Below are 16,592 nucleotides of genomic sequence, written 5' to 3'. Positions count from 1 at the left end.
ATTGCTGATAAAATAATGTGAGGCTATTACACTAGCTATTTAATGTTGGTGTAATAGCTAATTTTTACTCTAAAGTTTCTACTACATGTACGATAATAGTATTATAGGAAAATAAATACATATAGATATGAGGGTTGCGTAGTGTATAGAGAAATAAGTGTTTTATTTAGTAAATTCTTGGACAAATATAATAATTCTATAGAAAACAAATTAAAACAAGAAAATTTTATTGGATTAGGAGCATCACATTTTGCTATATTAATTGGAATAATATTTTCTAAAGAAAAACGACTTTGTATGAAAGAGATAGCTTCTTTTATAAATAAAGATAAGTCGACAGTAACTCAGTTAGTAAATAAGCTTATAAGATATGATTTAATTGAAAAAAAATATTCGGAATCAGATAAAAGAATGTGCTACATGATGTTAAGTAATAAAGGAAGAGAAAACGAGGCTTTGTTTATAAAAATATACAATGAAAGTGAAGCTGAAAATAATATTATTACTGTAGAAGAAAGACAATCTATTGAGAATATTGTTAAGAAACTAATAATTTCAATAGAATAATAAAAAATATTCAGGAACTCTTTGTAAATGTTATTATAAGTGATAAAATAGTAGTGGGTAAAATATTTTTTATAATTTTAGTAGCAAGAAGGGATGATTTAAATGAATAAAGTATTAGTAATGTGCAAAAAAACAGGACAATCTAAGGCCTTTAAAAAGGATGCAGAAGCTTATAGAGAAAATAATAATCTGCCATTTGAATGGGTATTCGCTGATGAAAATGAATATGTTGACGTGCTAGACGGTGTAGATGTGGTTTTGATGTCACCAGAAATGATATTAGTACAAGCAAAGGTAAAAGAGGATTTAAGCAAAAGAGGCGTAAAATATTTAGACATCAAACCAGTAGATTTTGGATTAAGAAGAATAGATAATATACTTAAACTTTTAGGATTATAATAAAAGCGGGCTAATATAGCTCGCTTTTAACTTTAAAAGAATAACCCATAGATGATAGGTATAAATATAGCAGGTAACATATTAGCTACCTTGATTTTTGTAATTCCTAACATGTTTAGCCCAATCCCAATGATTAAAAGACTACCCACAGCGCTCATTTCATTTACAATAGGGGTAGTTAAAATATTTTGCAGTAATGATGCTGCTAGAGTGATAAGACCTTGATAAACTAATACGCTAAAAGCAGATAATATAACACCTATACCTAAGGTAGAAGAAAGAATTAGTGCTGTAACCCCATCTAAAATTGATTTTGTAAACAAAATATCATATTTGCCTAAAAGTCCGCTTTCAAGCGAACCAACAACTGCCATAGCTCCAACGCAAAATAATAAACTAGCAGTGACAAAACCTAATGATATAGATGTATCTTTAGAAAAACTCTTAGCTTTATTTTCTATGAAGTTACCTAAAAGAATTAATTTCTCATCAATATTTATTAATTCACCAAGTAATGAACCAATGGCTATAGAAATTACAATTAGTAACATATTCTCACCTTTTAAAGTGCCTGAAATACCTATGTATATTACACATAAAGCTACACCGCTCATAATAGTGTCGGTAAATCTCTTAGGTAGTCCACCTTTTAATAACACCCCAATTATTCCACCAACAAAAATAGTAAAAAAATTAACTATAGTTCCTAACATTTTTAAAGCCCCTTTCTTATTAACATAAATATTATAACATTAATCGATAATATTGAATAACAAAGCCTAAATAGTTCAATACTTAAAATAGTAAAATGCAATTATGAGGGAGTGTTTTTAATGGAAGAAAATTCGTTAAGCAGTATTATTATAATTTTGATATTAGTGTGTATAAATGCCTTTTTTGCTGCCTCAGAAATGGCAATAGTTTCTTTAAATAAAAATAAAATAAATATGTTAGCAGCTGAAGGAAATAAAAAAGCAGAAGCATTAATAAAACTACTAGATGAACCAAGTAATTTTTTAGCTACTATACAAGTTGGAATTACATTAGCTGGATTTTTTGCTAGTGCTTCAGCAGCTACTGGCATTTCTAATAATTTTGCTAATAAATTAAGCTATTATAATATTCCCTATAGTCAGCAAATAGCATTAATACTAACAACTATAGTCATATCATATTTGACTTTGGTTTTAGGTGAACTGTTACCTAAGAGAATAGCTTTGCAAAAGGCTGAAGTTGTTGCTATGTTTTCAATTAATATAATTGTATTTTTATCTAAAATAGCTAAGCCATTTGTTAAGTTTCTTTCGGCATCCACAAATCTATTAATAAGAATATTAGGGATAAGCACAGAAGGATTGGAGGAGAAAGTAACAGAAGAGGAGATAAAGTCTCTTATTAATATAGGAGAAGAGCATGGAGTAATAAATAAAACTGAAAGAGACATGTTAGATGGAATATTTGAGTTCGATGATAAAGTTGCAAGAGAAATAATGACGCCTAGAACAGAAGTATATATGATTAATGCAGAAGATAATTTTACTGAATTGATTGATGAATTAATAAATGAAAAATTTTCAAGGATACCTATATATGAAGAGGATATAGATAATATAATAGGTGTACTTAATATAAAAGATATACTAACTCATTTGTCTAAAGGAGATATAGAAAGTACAGATATTAGAAATATTATAAAACCAGCCTATTTTGTACCAGAGAATAAAAATATAGACGAATTGTTTAAAGAACTGAAAACAAGTAAAAATCATATGGCTATTTTAATAGATGAATATGGAGGTTTTTCGGGGGTAGTAACTATAGAAGATATAATAGAAGAGGTTATGGGAGATATATCTGATGAATATGATGAAGAAGAAAATTCTATTATAAAACTTGATTCTAGTACTTACAGTATAGATGGTAAGTGTTCATTAGAAGATATTAATGAAGAACTACATATAGAGATAGTTTCTCAATATGCAGAAACTATTGGTGGATTTATGTTGGAGAAGTTAGGGAATATACCTAAAGAAACAGATAATACTTTAATAGAATATGATAATCTACTAATAAATGTTGATACTTTAGGTGATAAGAGAATAGAGAGAGTAAAGTTAGCTATTCAGAAAAAGGAGAAAATAAATGACTAAAATAATTATTTTATTAATTGCTATATTTATAATTAATCTGTTAGAGAAAAGTCTTAATAATTTTAACATATACAAAGAAAAGCAGTTTAATAGAGATTTTTTAGAATATGGGTTTATATCTATAGAGGATTTAAAAGAATTAGATGAGTATGAATTCTATGATTGGATTAAAGAGCTTGTAAATAAAATGGGATACAAGTTCATACGTGAATATGCAAATAAAAATAAAAGTGAAACTAAGTTTATTTATGAAAAAAACTCTTCTTTAGGGTTGATGAAAATGATCTATAGTTCTTCTGGTAAGATAGGGGTAGAATCTTTACAACAAGAGGTCGGGTTTATGGCATCAAAGAATCTGATTCAGGGAGTATTTATAACATCGAGTGCTTTTGATGATGAATCTAAAGCGTATATTAAATCAATATCAGATAAATTTAATATAAGTTTAATTGATGGAGATTCTATATGCAATAAAAAAAGACAATTGTGGTATTGAGGAGGGTGTCATGAGTATTTTAGATAGTTTTTATGGAGTTATATATGGAACACTATTAGTTATAGTATCTTTAAAATCAATAATTTTGTTACAAAACTTTATTAATAGTGTAAAAGTTATTAGGGGAAAAGAAGAGAGATTAGAAGCGCTTAAGAATAAACGACTAAATATTAAGGAAGTAAATAGGTTGACTGATTACGAGTATATATTATTTTGTGAAGGTTATTTTAAGGAACTAGGATATGAGAACTTTGGAATACTTAATAATAAAAATACAGTAAAAGAGATTATATGTAGAAAAGAAGATAAGAAAGTATTATTAAGATGCAGTAAGGAATCGGTTGATAGTGAAGTGGTATTGGATTTTATAGGTGCTATGATAAAAAATAATATATTCGAAGGTGTAATAGTATATTGCGGGAAAGTTGAAACAAAGGCAATTAAGATAAGTGAAAGCAATAAAAATAAGTTTTCTATTGTTTTTGTAGATATTGAAGAAATTTTAAAAACTGAAGCAAATAAGGAATATAATATAATAGATGGTTTAAATTAAATGTTATTAAGTTTCAATTAGTTCCATTATAGATAAAAATCTATTATAATAGGTAGTATACAGAATATTGGAGGAATGGCTATGGATGATAGAATTATAGACTTTAATGACCTCAAGAATAAAGCTAGAGATAAAGATATAGATAAATTTGAAACATATATTTATTCCTTATATTATGACTTAACACAAGGGAAAATAACTATGGCAGATATGATGAAAGAAATTAATAAATATACTGCTGAAAATAACATATCTCAAGAAAAGCTAGTAAATATACAAAAAGAAATTATGAAAAGATACGGTTTTGATGCTGAAAACCTAGAAGCTCAGATGAAGACTATGGGAGTAGATCTAAATGGAGCAAACTATGAGGAAGCTAGGAAAGTAATAGGTTTTCAAGAAAAATATAAAAATAGACTTACTACTAAAAGCATACAGAATTATTCTATAAAAAATAGCAAAAATGATATTACGATATATTTAGATAATAATCAAGTTATGATTAATAGCTCAGGAAAGATAGATTTAACAGATAACGAATTAAATGAATTTTTGTGCTCATATAAAAAGATATTAAAAGACGATAAGCTTAATATATCATTATGTGAAAATGTGAATAATTACATTTATTAAAATAGCTTTTATAGCTATTTTTTTATTCTTTTAGAAATTGTATTTTCTGAAATTTGCAATAAATTTTCAAAATGCTATAATAGAATGATGAAATTATCTAACTAAGGAGGGATATTTTGATTAAAGAATTTATAAAGTATTATAAACCACACAAAAAATTATTTGCTATTGATATGTTCTGTGCGTTTTTAGTATCAATATGTGATTTATTTTATCCTATGATTACCAGAAATATAATAAATGATTATGTACCAAATCAAAATTTAAGATTACTTGTTGTTTGGAGCATAACCTTAATATTTATATATGCATTAAAATTAGTATTAAACTACTTTATTCAATATTGGGGACATGTAGTCGGTGTAAGAATGCAAGCTGACATGAGAAAAAAGATTTTTAAACATCTACAAAAGCTTCCATTTAATTATTTTGATAATAATAAAACTGGTGTTATAATGTCTAGAATAATGAATGATTTAATGGAGATATCAGAATTAGCACACCATGGTCCAGAGGATTTATTTATATCATTAATAATGCTTATAGGATCATTTATAGTTTTATGTACTATAAATATACCACTGACACTTATAACTTTTGCATTTATACCTGTTTTAATATGGTATGCAATAAAGAAAAGAATTAAAATGAATGATGCCTTTAAGAAAACTAGAATAGAAATAGGAGATGTAAATGCGTCGTTAGAAAACTCTATTGCAGGAATAAGAGTATCAAGGGCTTTTACAAATACCAAATACGAAATAGACAAATTTCAAGTAGGTAACAATAAATTTAGAAAAGCAAGAGAATATGCATATAAAGCTATGGCAGAATTTTATTCTGGAATGTTCTTTATTGTTGATATACTTAATCTTATAGTATTAGGTATAGGTGGATTCTTTACATTCAAAGGATATATAACTATAGGTGACTATGTTGCATATTTATTATATATAAAACTGTTTATGGATCCCATAAAGAGATTAATAAATTTTGTAGAACAGCTACAATCGGGAATGACAGGATTTGAAAGATTCCAAGAACTTATGGCTGAACAAGAAGAGGAAGATTCTGAAAAAGCTATTGAGATGGGAACTGTAGACGGAAATATAGAATTTGAAGGTGTAAGTTTTAAATATGATGACGAAGAAACACATGTATTACAAGATTTAAATCTAAATATAAAATCTGGACAAACAGTTGCGTTAGTTGGTCCATCTGGTGGAGGGAAAACTACTCTTTGTCACTTAGTTCCTAGGTTCTATGAACTAGACGGAGGTATAATTAAGATTGATGGAGTAGATATAACTACTGTGAATAGAGAATCTTTAAGAAAAAATATAGGGATAGTTCAGCAAGATGTATTCTTATTTACTGGAACTATATTAGAAAATATTCTTTATGGAAATCCAGAAGCTTCAGAAGAAGAAGTAGTTGAGGCTGCTAGAAGAGCTAATATACATGAGTTTATTATAAATTTACCTGATGGATATAATACTTATATTGGAGAAAAGGGATTAAAGCTCTCAGGTGGACAAAAACAAAGATTATCAATAGCTAGAGTGTTTTTAAAGAATCCTAAGATACTTATTTTAGATGAAGCTACATCTGCACTTGATAACACAACTGAGATGATAATACAAAAATCCTTAGAAGAACTAACAATAGGTAGAACAACATTAATAGTAGCTCACAGACTATCAACGATAAAGAATGCAGACGAGATTGTTGTATTAACTCCAGAGGGAATAGCTGAAAAAGGAACTCATAAAGAGTTAATAAAAAATGATGGGATATATGCTTCTTTATATAGTCTTTCAGAAAGATAGAAAAATACTGCTATATTGAGAAAAACGAAGGTATTTGATTTAATAGCTAGTTATAGTAAGATTTAAAGTTTAATAGTTAAATATATAGTTATTGAAGAAAGTAAATGTAAGTAATATACTTTAGATGAATTAAATATAGAGGTGTTTTTATGTTATTTAATATGAGCATTATAATTATAATGTTAGGAATCATTTTTACTATTATGGGATTAAGAAGAGCTGATAAATATTAAAAGTCATAATTCGATTTATATTGACAAACTATGATATTTTAAATATAATCTATTTGGTTGAGAATACTTTCAGGCATAAGGGAGTAGCTACAGGAATTTCCTGTTTTAGATTATCAACAATTAGGTTTGAATCTTAATTAAAATTGTGAGACTTATATATAGCAAGGGTTGAGCTATATATAAGTCTCATTTTTTAATATAGTAACTAGATTTTATACAGTAGTAGTTGGGGGAGTGTATACTCTTTGAGCAAGCTCATCATCCAGCATATAAAGTGCAGCAGGATTTTCTATTGATCTTTTTAACTTCTTTATAAGCTTGTTAAAAGTATCTTCCTCTTCAACTTGTTCATCTATAAACCATTTTAATAAACTTATAGTTGCATGTTCTTTTTCTTCTGTAGCTAAATCTGTTAGATTGTAAATTCTTTTTGTAACACCTTGTTCGTGTTCATAGGCAGTTTCAAAAGCATGGATTACACTATCAAAACCTAAAAGTGGTTGTTCAATAGTTTTAAGTTTAACTTCTCCATTTTTTTGAAATATGTAATCATAGAACTTCATAGCATGAGAAAGTTCTTCTTGGGCTTGAACTCTGAAAAAATTAGCGAAACCAGGTAAATCTAAAGTTTCACAATAAGCAGACATAGCTAAATAGCTATAAGAAGAATAAAGTTCATAGTTTACTTGTTCATTTAAAGCGGCTTGTAATTTATCACTTAACATTAAAACACCTCCAAAATATTCTTTAGTTAAATTATACTATTTGAAGAATTATTATTCAATAATTATGAGAAAAGTAGTATTACTATAAGTTTAAAACAAAAGTTTTGTTATTAAATGGATATTGATATATAATTATTAGTATACTAATAATTATATTAAACATTTACAATACTAGATAATATGCAGTATTTATGATAAAATAGTATAGTTAAGAATTAATATAGGGTATTTATAATAAATATACTGATAATTCTATTTAAGAATATAAATATGAGTAAAAATATATAATAATTTCACAATTTAGAATTTGACATTTGGTGTATAGAGAAATATTGAAAGAGGTGCTAATATGGAAAAGAAAAAAAATATATCAATGGCAGTTATAAAAAGATTGCCTAAATACCATAGATACTTAGGAGAACTTTTAAGAAACGATGTTGATAGAATAAGCTCAAAAGAATTAAGTGAAAAGATAGGCTTTACAGCATCACAGATACGTCAAGATTTGAATTGTTTTGGCGATTTTGGACAACAGGGTTACGGATACAATGTAAGAGAACTTCATGCCCAAATAAGCTCCATTTTAGGGTTAAATAAAGATTATAACACAATAATAATAGGTGCTGGTAATATAGGGCAGGCAATTGCTAACTATAGATTTGATAGATTTGGTTTTAATATAATTGGTATTTTTGATGCAAATCCTAAACTTGTAGGAATAAAAATAAGAGACATAGAGATACAAGACATAGATAGAGTGCCTGAGTATTTGAAAAATAATATAGTTGATATAGGGGTAATATGTGTACCTAAAAACAATGCTCAAAAGGTATGTGATAAATTAGTTCAAGGTGGAGTTAAAGGAATATGGAATTTTGCACCTATTGATTTAGATGCTCCAGAGGATATAACAATAGAAAATGTTCACTTAAGTGAAAGTGTACTTACGTTAATATATTTATTGAATGAAAAAGAGCAATAGAGAGGGAAACCTCTCTTTTTTCATTAAAAAAACTGTGAATTTATTTGACAGAGTATTATCAATATAGATAGGATAAATTTTATATTCAATACAATTTTATCCTGATGATAGATAAAACAACTTTGATATTAATTTATTTAATAGAGAAAAATGCCATAAAAGCCTTGCAAATAACTTTTATACATATTATAATCATATTGAAGTCAAAGAGTTGGTCATTTTTTTTGAAATTAATTGTTATAATATTAACAAAGAGTTAATAAAACGGTTATATAATTTAACAAAAAACCAATAATTTGTCTAAAATTGTATTATGAAACCTACTAAAAATTTAGCTTTATATTTTAAGGAGGATTACCACCATGGAATTAAAAAATGTTACTCTTGAAAAGAAAGAAAGAGTTGCGGTAGTGACTATCAATAGACCAAAAGCTTTAAATGCTTTAAATTCAGAAACATTAAAGGATTTAGACGTAGTTATTAACGAATTAGAAAATGATAAAGATTGCTATGTAGTTATTTTAACAGGTGCTGGTGAAAAGTCATTTGTTGCAGGCGCAGATATTTCAGAAATGAAAGATTTAAACGAAGCACAAGGTGAAGAATTCGGTATTTTAGGCAATAAAGTTTTTAGAAGATTAGAGAATTTAGACAAGCCAGTAATAGCTGCTATATCAGGTTTTGCTTTAGGTGGAGGTTGTGAACTTGCTATGGCATGTGATATAAGAATAGCATCTGAAAAAGCAAAATTCGCACAACCAGAAGTTGGTCTAGGAATAACTCCAGGTTTTGGTGGAACTCAAAGATTACCAAGATTAGTTGGATTAGGAAAAGCTAAAGAATTAATTTATACATGTGACATTATCAAGGCTGACGAAGCATTAAGAATAGGATTAGTTAATAAAGTTGTTCCTCTAGAAAATCTTATGGAAGAAGCTTTTGCTATGGCTAATAAAATAGCAGAAAATGCACCTATAGCAGTTAAGCTATGCAAAGATGCAATAAACAGAGGAATGCAAGTTAATATAGATGAAGCAATAGCAATAGAAGCACAAGATTTCGGCAAATGTTTCTCAACAGAAGATCAAAAAGAAGGAATGAATGCTTTTATCGAAAGAAGAGCTAAAAGCTTCCAAAATAAATAATTAAGGTACGAATTAAGGAGGTAAAAATATGAATTTCGCATTGACAAAAGAACAACAATTAGTAAGACAAATGGTTAGAGAATTTGCATTAAATGAAGTAAAGCCTATAGCAGGTGAAATTGATGAAACAGAAGAGTTTCCAATGGAAAACACTAAAAAGATGGCTAAACTTGGAATGTTAGGTATTCCATTTAAAAAAGAATATGGTGGAGCTGGTGGAGACACCTTATCATATATAATGACAGTAGAAGAATTATCAAAGGTATGTGGAACTCACGGCGTTATAGTTTCAGCTCATACTTCATTATGTGCATGTGTAGTTGACGCATTTGGTAATGCAGCACAAAAAGAAAAATATCTTCCAGCATTAGCTAAGGGTGAAAAACTTGGTGCTTTCGGATTAACTGAACCAGGTGCTGGTACAGATGCATCAGGACAACAAACTACTGCTGTTTTAGATGGAGATAATTATATATTAAACGGATCAAAAATATTCATAACAAATGGTGGAGTTGCAGAAACTTTCATAATATTTGCTATGACAGATAGAAGCAAAGGAACAAAAGGAATATCTGCTTTCATAGTAGAAAAAAGCTTCCCAGGATTCTCAATAGGTAAATTAGAAAACAAGATGGGTATAAGAGCATCTTCAACTACAGAACTTATCATGGAAAACTGTATAGTTCCAAAAGAAAACTTATTAGGAGCTGAAGGAAAAGGCTTTGGTATAGCAATGAAAACTCTTGATGGAGGAAGAATTGGTATAGCTGCTCAAGCATTAGGACTTGCTGCAGGAGCTTTAGAAGAAGCAATTGCTTACATGCAAGAAAGAAAACAATTTGGTAGACCACTTTCAGCATTCCAAGGATTACAATGGATGATAGCTGATATGGATGTTAAAGTAGAAGCTGCAAGACAACTTGTTTATAAAGCTGCATGGCTTAAAGATCAAGGACTTCCATATTCATTAGATGCTGCAAGAGCAAAATTATTTGCGTCAGAAGTAGCTATGGAAGTAACAACTAAAGCAGTTCAAATATTTGGTGGATACGGATATACTAAAGAATATCCAGTAGAAAGATTAATGAGAGATGCTAAGATAACTGAAATCTATGAAGGAACTTCAGAAGTTCAAAGAATGGTTATCGCTGCAAATGTTATAAAGTAATTAAGGGAGGCTTAATAATATGAAAATAGTAGTTTGTTTAAAGCAAGTTCCAGATACAACAGCTGTAAGAATAGATCCAAAAACAGGAACACTTATAAGAGATGGAGTTCCATCAATTATAAATCCAGAAGATAAACACGCATTAGAAGAAGCATTAGTTCTTAAAGAAACTTACGGAGCAACAGTTACAATAGTAAGTATGGGACCTCCACAAGCAAAGGATGCTTTAAGAGAAGCATTATCTATGGGAGCTGATGAAGCTATATTAATAACTGATAGAGCATTTGCAGGATCAGATACTCTTGCAACTTCAAAAGCACTAGCAGGAGTTTTAAAGAAATTAGAATACGATATAATATTTGCTGGAAGACAAGCGATTGATGGAGATACTGCACAAGTTGGACCAGAAATAGCTGAACATTTAGATATTCCACAAGTAACTTACGTTCAAGAAGTAAAAGTAAATGGTGACTTATTAACTATAAACAGAGCATTAGAAGATGGATATGAATTAGTTGAAGTAAAAACACCAGTATTATTAACAGCAATAAAAGAATTAAATAACCCAAGATACATGAACATCGCAAGTATATTTGATACTAAAGATGCTGAAATTAAAGTTTGGTCAGTGAATGATATTGATGTAGATAAAGCTGAGCTTGGATTGCCAGGTTCTCCAACTAAGGTTAAGAAATCTATGACTAAGGAAACTAAGGGAGCTGGAGAATTAGTTGAAAAACCAGCAAAAGAAGCAGCTAGTTACGTTTTAGAAAAATTAAAAGAAAAACACTACATCTAATATTAGGAGGTAAGAGTAATGAGTAATATAGCAGATTACAAAGGAGTTTGGGTTTTCGCTGAGCAAAGAGAAGGAGAACTTCAAAAGGTTTCTCTTGAATTATTAGGCGAAGGTAGAAAAATTGCAGATAAATTAGGAGTAAAACTTACGGCTTTACTTCTTGGAAATAATGTATCAAATTTAGTAGAAGAATTAGCTACTCATGGAGCAGACGAAGTTTTAGTAGCTGAACATGAATTACTAACTCATTATACAACTGACGGATATACAAAGGTTATTTGTGACCTTGCAAATGATAGAAAACCAGAAATATTATTTATAGGAGCTACATTTGTAGGAAGAGATTTAGGTCCTAGAGTAGCAGCTAGATTAACAACAGGATTAACAGCAGACTGTACTTCATTAGATATAGATGAAAATGGAAAGTTCTTATTAGCTACAAGACCAGCTTTCGGTGGTAACTTAATGGCTACTATAGCTTGCCAAGATCACAGACCACAAATGGCTACAGTAAGACCAGGCGTTTTCTCAAAATCAGAAAAAGCTGGAAACAATGCTGAAGTAATCAAAGTTGATGTTAAGCTTACACAAGAAGATGTAAGAACAAAAGTTATAGAAATAGTAAAAGAGAAAAAAGATATAGTTGATATAAGTGAAGCTAATTTCATAGTTTCTGGTGGTAGAGGAGTTGGATCTAAAGAAAACTTCAAACTATTAGAAGAGTTAGCAGAAGCTTTAGGTGGAACTGTTGGTGGTTCAAGAGCGGCTATAGAAAAAGAATGGTTAGATAAAAATTTACAAGTAGGTCAAACAGGAAAAACAGTTAGACCAACTATATATATAGCATGTGGTATATCAGGAGCTATTCAACACGTTGCTGGTATGCAAGATTCAGATTTAATTATAGCAATAAACAAAGATGCTAACGCACCAATAATGAAGTTAGCTGACTATGCTATAGTTGGAGATTTAACAAAAGTTCTTCCAGAATTAACAGCTCAAGTAAAAGCATTAAAAGAAAATGCATAATTGTTAATTACCTAAATTTAGGTTACAATAATATAGGGGGAGAAATCCCCCCCTTAGAAAATACCTTAAAATAATGGAGGTTAGTAATATGGAAAAGATTTTTGTTCTTGGTGCAGGTACTATGGGAGCAGGTATTGTTCAAGCGTTTGCACAAAAAGGTTTTGAAGTAATAGTAAGAGATATTAAAGATGAATTTGTAGATAGAGGACTTGCTGGAATTCAAAAGAATGTTGAAAAACTAGCAGCAAAAGGAAAAATAACTGAAGAAGATAAGGATGCAATCCTTTCAAGAATTTCAGGAACTACTGATTTAAATTTAGCAGCTGATTGTGATTTAGTTGTTGAAGCAGCAGTAGAAAACATGAAAATTAAAAGAGAAATATTCGCTCAATTAGATGAGATTTGTAAGCCAGAAACTATTTTAGCTTCAAATACTTCATCTCTTTCAATAACAGAAGTAGCAGCAGCTACAAAAAGACCAGATAAAGTTATAGGAATGCACTTCTTCAACCCAGCACCTATAATGAAATTGGTTGAAGTAATCAGAGGAATGGCTACTTCAAATGAAACATTTGAAGCGGTTAAAGAAGTTTCTGTAGCTATTGGCAAAGAGCCAGTAGAAGTAGCAGAAGCTCCAGGATTTGTTGTTAACAGAATCCTTATCCCTATGATTAATGAAGCAGTAGGAATACTTGCAGAAGATATCGCTTCTGCAGAAGACATAGATACAGCTATGAAACTTGGTGCTAATCACCCAATGGGACCTTTAGCATTAGGAGACCTTATAGGTCTAGATGTTTGTCTAGCTATCATGGATGTACTTTACACTGAAACAGGTGACACTAAGTACAGAGCTCACTCACTTCTTAGAAAGTATGTTAGAGCTGGATGGTTAGGAAGAAAGAGTGGAAGAGGATTCCACAACTACAACGCTTAATTTAGCTTACATTTTACCACTATATAAATCCAAAGAATCCCCTTGCAATTTATTGCAGGGGGATTTTTTTGGATTTAATAAACATGATTTATTACATATCCATTTTTAGATAATTCATTCTTAATCATTTCTATATGTGAGTGTCCATTAGTTTCAACTGTAACTTCTAGAAGCACATTTTTAAGTCTATCTATAGCCTTAAATTGATTATGTTCAAGCTGGATTACATTAGCTCTAACTGAAGTAAGTATTCTTGAGATCTCTAGAAGTTGTCCAGGGGTATCAGGAAGTTCAACTGAAAAACAGAAAAGTCTTCCTCTAGATACTAGACCAGAATTAATAAGTGCTGAGATAGTAACCATATCTATATTTCCACCACTTATAATAGAAACAATTTTTTTATTTTCTAGATTTAATTTCTTTAAAGCAGCTAATGAAGCTACACCAGAAGCCTCAGCCAAAAGTTTATGTTTTTCTGTAAGAAGAATAAAGCTTTCTGCTATATCTGCATCAGATACTGTTACTATGTCGTCAACATAGGTTTTTATAAATTCATAGGTTAAATCACCAGGCACCTTAACAGCTATACCATCTGCTATTGTGCTAACCGTATCGAGGCTTATTAAAGAACCTTTTTTAAAGGATAGTTCCATAGCATTAGCTCCCTCTGCCTGAACACCTATTACTTTAATAGAAGGCTTTAATTCTTTTGCAGCTAAAGCAATACCACTAATGAGTCCCCCTCCACCTATAGGACAAACTATTACATCTATATCGTCTATCTCTTCAAAAATTTCTAGAGCAAGGGTTCCTTGTCCTAATATTACATCTATGTCGTTAAAAGGATGAAGAAAGTATAAGCCGTCTTCTTCCTCAATTCTTCTAGCCTCAGCGTAGGCATCGTCATACACGTTTCCATGAAGAACTACCTCTCCACCAAAATTTTTAGTGGATTGAATTTTTATAAGTGGAGTAGTTTTAGGCATAACTATTTTTGACTTAACACCTTCAAGTGTTGCAGCATAAGCCACCCCTTGAGCATGATTACCTGCAGATGAGCATACAACTCCCCTAGATTTTTGCTCTTCAGTTAATGAACGAAGTTTGTTTAAAGCTCCTCTTAATTTATAGGCTCCAGTTAATTGAAGATTTTCGCACTTCATATAAACCTTGTTATTAGTTTCTTTAGAAAAAATATCGCTATACATTATGGGAGTCTTTATAACTACATCCTTTATTGTATTTCTAGCCTCTTTTATTTTGTCCAAATACATTGTTCTGCCCCCTTATGAATAAGTTACTGTAGAATATTATAGCACATATAAGGAAGAATTTATTACATAATTAAGAGTATATTATTTCAACAATTTATTAAATATTATAAGACATATTGTTAAGATTATCACACAGGTATATAATATATATTGTGGTAAATGTAGGATAAAATGAGGGAATTTATTTTGAGGAGGATGTATATGAACAGATTTACTTTGCCAAGAGATTTGTATTTCGGATCAGGCTCTATGGAGTATTTAAAAACTCTAAAAGGTAAAAAAGCAATTATAGCTGTAGGGGGAGGATCCATGAAGAAGTTTGGGTTCTTAGACAAGGCTATAAGCTACTTAGAAGAGGCAGGAATAGAAACTAAACTTATTGAAGGAATTGAACCAGATCCATCAGTAGAAACAGTATTTAAAGGTGCAGAATTAATGAGAGAATTTGAACCAGATTGGATTATAGCTATGGGTGGTGGCTCACCAATTGATGCTGCCAAGGCTATGTGGGTATTCTACGAACATCCAGAAAAAACTTTTGATGACATAAAAGATCCTTTCACTATTCCAGAACTAAGAAACAAAGCTAGATTCTTAGCAATACCTTCCACTTCAGGAACAGCTACAGAAGTAACTGCTTTCTCTGTAATAACAGACTATAAGACAGAAATAAAATACCCATTAGCGGATTATAATATAACACCAGATATTGCTATAGTTGATCCAGACCTTGCTGAAACTATGCCTAAAAAGTTAACAGCTCATACAGGAATGGATGCTTTAACTCATGCTATAGAAGCATATGTAGCAACTTTAAATTCACCTTTCTCAGATCCTTTAGCAATAAAAGCTATACAAATGGTTTATGAACACCTATTTGATTCTTATAATGAGGACAAGTCTTCAAGAGAACAAATGCATTATGCTCAATGTTTAGCAGGAATGGCATTTACAAATGCACTACTTGGAATAACTCATTCTATGGCACATAAATCAGGAGCAGTATTCCATATACCTCATGGTTGTGCTAATGCAATATACCTTCCATATGTTATAGATTTTAATAAAAAAGCATGTATGGATAGATATGCTCATATAGCTAAATGCGTAGGCTTAAAGGGTGAAACTGATGAAGAATTAGTAGATTCTTTAACAGAATCCATTAGAGAATTAAATAGAAAAATGGATATTCCACTTACATTAAAAGAGTATGGAATTGATGAAAATTTATTTAAAGAAAAAGCAGCACTTATGGCTGAAAGAGCTGTAGCTGATGCTTGTACTGGATCTAATCCAAGAACAATAGATAAAGAGCAAATGCAAAAAGTATATGAATGTGCTTACTACGGAACTAAAGTAGATTTCTAAAAATTAATTAGCTTAGGGGAATAGATTCCCTTAAGCTAATTTCTCTATATATAATTTAATGATTAATAATAAAATAAGAAAAACATTAATAAATTAATTAAAGAATAACGAAAAATATGTTAATATATTATCATGGCAAAAGTTTTATTAATAGATAATCTGGGGGGATATGTGTGTACAAGATAGTTAAAAAAAGACAACTAAACGAAAATATCTATCTAATGGATATAGAAGCACCAAGAGTAGCAAAATCATCAAATCCAGGACAATTTATCATAGTTAAGATGGATGAAAAAGGTGAAAGA

General features: G+C 29.9%; 17 protein-coding genes and 1 pseudogene. 15 read left to right on the top strand and 3 right to left on the bottom strand.

Going from position 1 to position 16,592, the window contains the following annotated elements; all coding sequences use genetic code 11:
• Positions 1 to 141: 141 nt before the first annotated feature.
• Together B3N22_RS19515 and B3N22_RS19510 are read left to right on the top strand one after the other, a co-directional pair.
• A complete protein-coding gene (locus B3N22_RS19515) occupies positions 142 to 567 on the top strand; it encodes a MarR family winged helix-turn-helix transcriptional regulator (RefSeq protein WP_073021547.1) in 426 nt (141 codons plus the stop codon).
• Between the two features lie 102 nt (positions 568 to 669).
• Entirely contained in the window at positions 670 to 966 is a 297-nt protein-coding gene (locus tag B3N22_RS19510) for a hypothetical protein (RefSeq protein ID WP_073021549.1), read from the top strand.
• 32 nt (positions 967 to 998) lie between these two features.
• Here B3N22_RS19510 and B3N22_RS19505 read toward each other — a convergent pair whose 3' ends face one another.
• Positions 999 to 1,679, bottom strand: coding sequence for a DUF554 domain-containing protein (locus B3N22_RS19505; protein WP_286909725.1), 681 nt, complete (start codon positions 1,677 to 1,679; stop codon positions 999 to 1,001).
• A 120-nt stretch (positions 1,680 to 1,799) separates the two neighbouring features.
• On the opposite strand from B3N22_RS19505, the gene B3N22_RS19500 reads away from it, so the two are divergent.
• The 5 genes from B3N22_RS19500 (at position 1,800) to B3N22_RS19480 (ending at position 6,627) form a co-directional block, all read left to right on the top strand.
• A complete protein-coding gene (locus tag B3N22_RS19500) occupies positions 1,800 to 3,116 on the top strand; it encodes a hemolysin family protein (protein WP_286909723.1) in 1,317 nt (438 codons plus the stop codon).
• Positions 3,109 to 3,612, top strand: a complete 504-nt coding sequence (locus B3N22_RS19495; protein WP_286909721.1) for a restriction endonuclease — start codon at positions 3,109 to 3,111, stop codon at positions 3,610 to 3,612. The genes B3N22_RS19500 and B3N22_RS19495 overlap by 8 nt, the downstream gene beginning before the upstream one ends.
• A gap of 10 nt (positions 3,613 to 3,622) precedes the next feature.
• A complete protein-coding gene (locus tag B3N22_RS19490) occupies positions 3,623 to 4,165 on the top strand; it encodes a restriction endonuclease (RefSeq protein WP_286909718.1) in 543 nt (180 codons plus the stop codon).
• 81 nt (positions 4,166 to 4,246) lie between these two features.
• Entirely contained in the window at positions 4,247 to 4,798 is a 552-nt protein-coding gene (locus tag B3N22_RS19485) for a DUF3867 domain-containing protein (protein WP_286909716.1), read from the top strand.
• Positions 4,799 to 4,914: 116 nt separating this feature from the next.
• Positions 4,915 to 6,627 (top strand): ABC transporter ATP-binding protein, encoded by a 1,713-nt coding sequence (locus tag B3N22_RS19480; protein WP_286909714.1) that lies wholly within the window; start codon positions 4,915 to 4,917, stop codon positions 6,625 to 6,627.
• A gap of 445 nt (positions 6,628 to 7,072) precedes the next feature.
• On the opposite strand, the gene B3N22_RS19475 is transcribed toward B3N22_RS19480, so the two are convergent.
• Positions 7,073 to 7,585 carry a ferritin gene (locus B3N22_RS19475; protein ID WP_286909712.1) on the bottom strand — a complete coding sequence of 171 codons (513 nt, stop codon included), beginning with the start codon at positions 7,583 to 7,585 and terminating at the stop codon, positions 7,073 to 7,075.
• A 349-nt stretch (positions 7,586 to 7,934) separates the two neighbouring features.
• Here B3N22_RS19475 and B3N22_RS19470 point away from each other — a divergent pair, with 349 nt between their 5' ends.
• From B3N22_RS19470 to B3N22_RS19445, 6 genes are all read left to right on the top strand, one after another.
• Complete coding sequence (locus B3N22_RS19470) at positions 7,935 to 8,567, top strand: redox-sensing transcriptional repressor Rex (protein WP_238903328.1); 633 nt, start codon at positions 7,935 to 7,937, stop codon at positions 8,565 to 8,567.
• A gap of 362 nt (positions 8,568 to 8,929) precedes the next feature.
• A complete protein-coding gene (locus tag B3N22_RS19465) occupies positions 8,930 to 9,712 on the top strand; it encodes a short-chain-enoyl-CoA hydratase (protein ID WP_286909709.1) in 783 nt (260 codons plus the stop codon).
• Between the two features lie 28 nt (positions 9,713 to 9,740).
• A complete protein-coding gene (locus B3N22_RS19460; RefSeq protein ID WP_021800321.1) occupies positions 9,741 to 10,880 on the top strand; it encodes an acyl-CoA dehydrogenase in 1,140 nt (379 codons plus the stop codon).
• A gap of 19 nt (positions 10,881 to 10,899) precedes the next feature.
• On the top strand, positions 10,900 to 11,679 hold the full coding sequence (locus tag B3N22_RS19455; protein ID WP_021800322.1) for an electron transfer flavoprotein subunit beta/FixA family protein: 780 nt from the start codon (positions 10,900 to 10,902) through the stop codon (positions 11,677 to 11,679).
• A gap of 18 nt (positions 11,680 to 11,697) precedes the next feature.
• Positions 11,698 to 12,708, top strand: a complete 1,011-nt coding sequence (locus B3N22_RS19450; protein ID WP_286909705.1) for an electron transfer flavoprotein subunit alpha/FixB family protein — start codon at positions 11,698 to 11,700, stop codon at positions 12,706 to 12,708.
• A gap of 88 nt (positions 12,709 to 12,796) precedes the next feature.
• Positions 12,797 to 13,645 carry a 3-hydroxybutyryl-CoA dehydrogenase gene (locus B3N22_RS19445; RefSeq protein ID WP_021800324.1) on the top strand — a complete coding sequence of 283 codons (849 nt, stop codon included), beginning with the start codon at positions 12,797 to 12,799 and terminating at the stop codon, positions 13,643 to 13,645.
• Positions 13,646 to 13,719: 74 nt separating this feature from the next.
• On the opposite strand, the gene ilvA is transcribed toward B3N22_RS19445, so the two are convergent.
• Complete coding sequence (ilvA, locus tag B3N22_RS19440) at positions 13,720 to 14,919, bottom strand: threonine ammonia-lyase (protein ID WP_286909703.1); 1,200 nt, start codon at positions 14,917 to 14,919, stop codon at positions 13,720 to 13,722.
• 201 nt (positions 14,920 to 15,120) lie between these two features.
• Between ilvA and B3N22_RS19435 the strand changes: the two genes are divergently transcribed.
• Both B3N22_RS19435 and B3N22_RS19430 read left to right on the top strand, forming a co-directional pair.
• Positions 15,121 to 16,287 carry an iron-containing alcohol dehydrogenase gene (locus B3N22_RS19435; RefSeq protein WP_286909701.1) on the top strand — a complete coding sequence of 389 codons (1,167 nt, stop codon included), beginning with the start codon at positions 15,121 to 15,123 and terminating at the stop codon, positions 16,285 to 16,287.
• Positions 16,288 to 16,460: 173 nt separating this feature from the next.
• Positions 16,461 to 16,592 (top strand): annotated as a pseudogene (locus tag B3N22_RS19430) (sulfide/dihydroorotate dehydrogenase-like FAD/NAD-binding protein); the annotation flags it as partial.

The organism is Clostridium sp. UBA1652, assembly GCF_002320975.1.
In the GTDB taxonomy this organism is placed as follows: Bacteria; Bacillota; Clostridia; order Clostridiales; family Clostridiaceae; genus Clostridium_T; species Clostridium_T intestinale.
The sequence above is the reverse complement of the archived record's forward strand: the minus strand, read 5'-3'. Positions and strand labels throughout refer to the sequence as shown.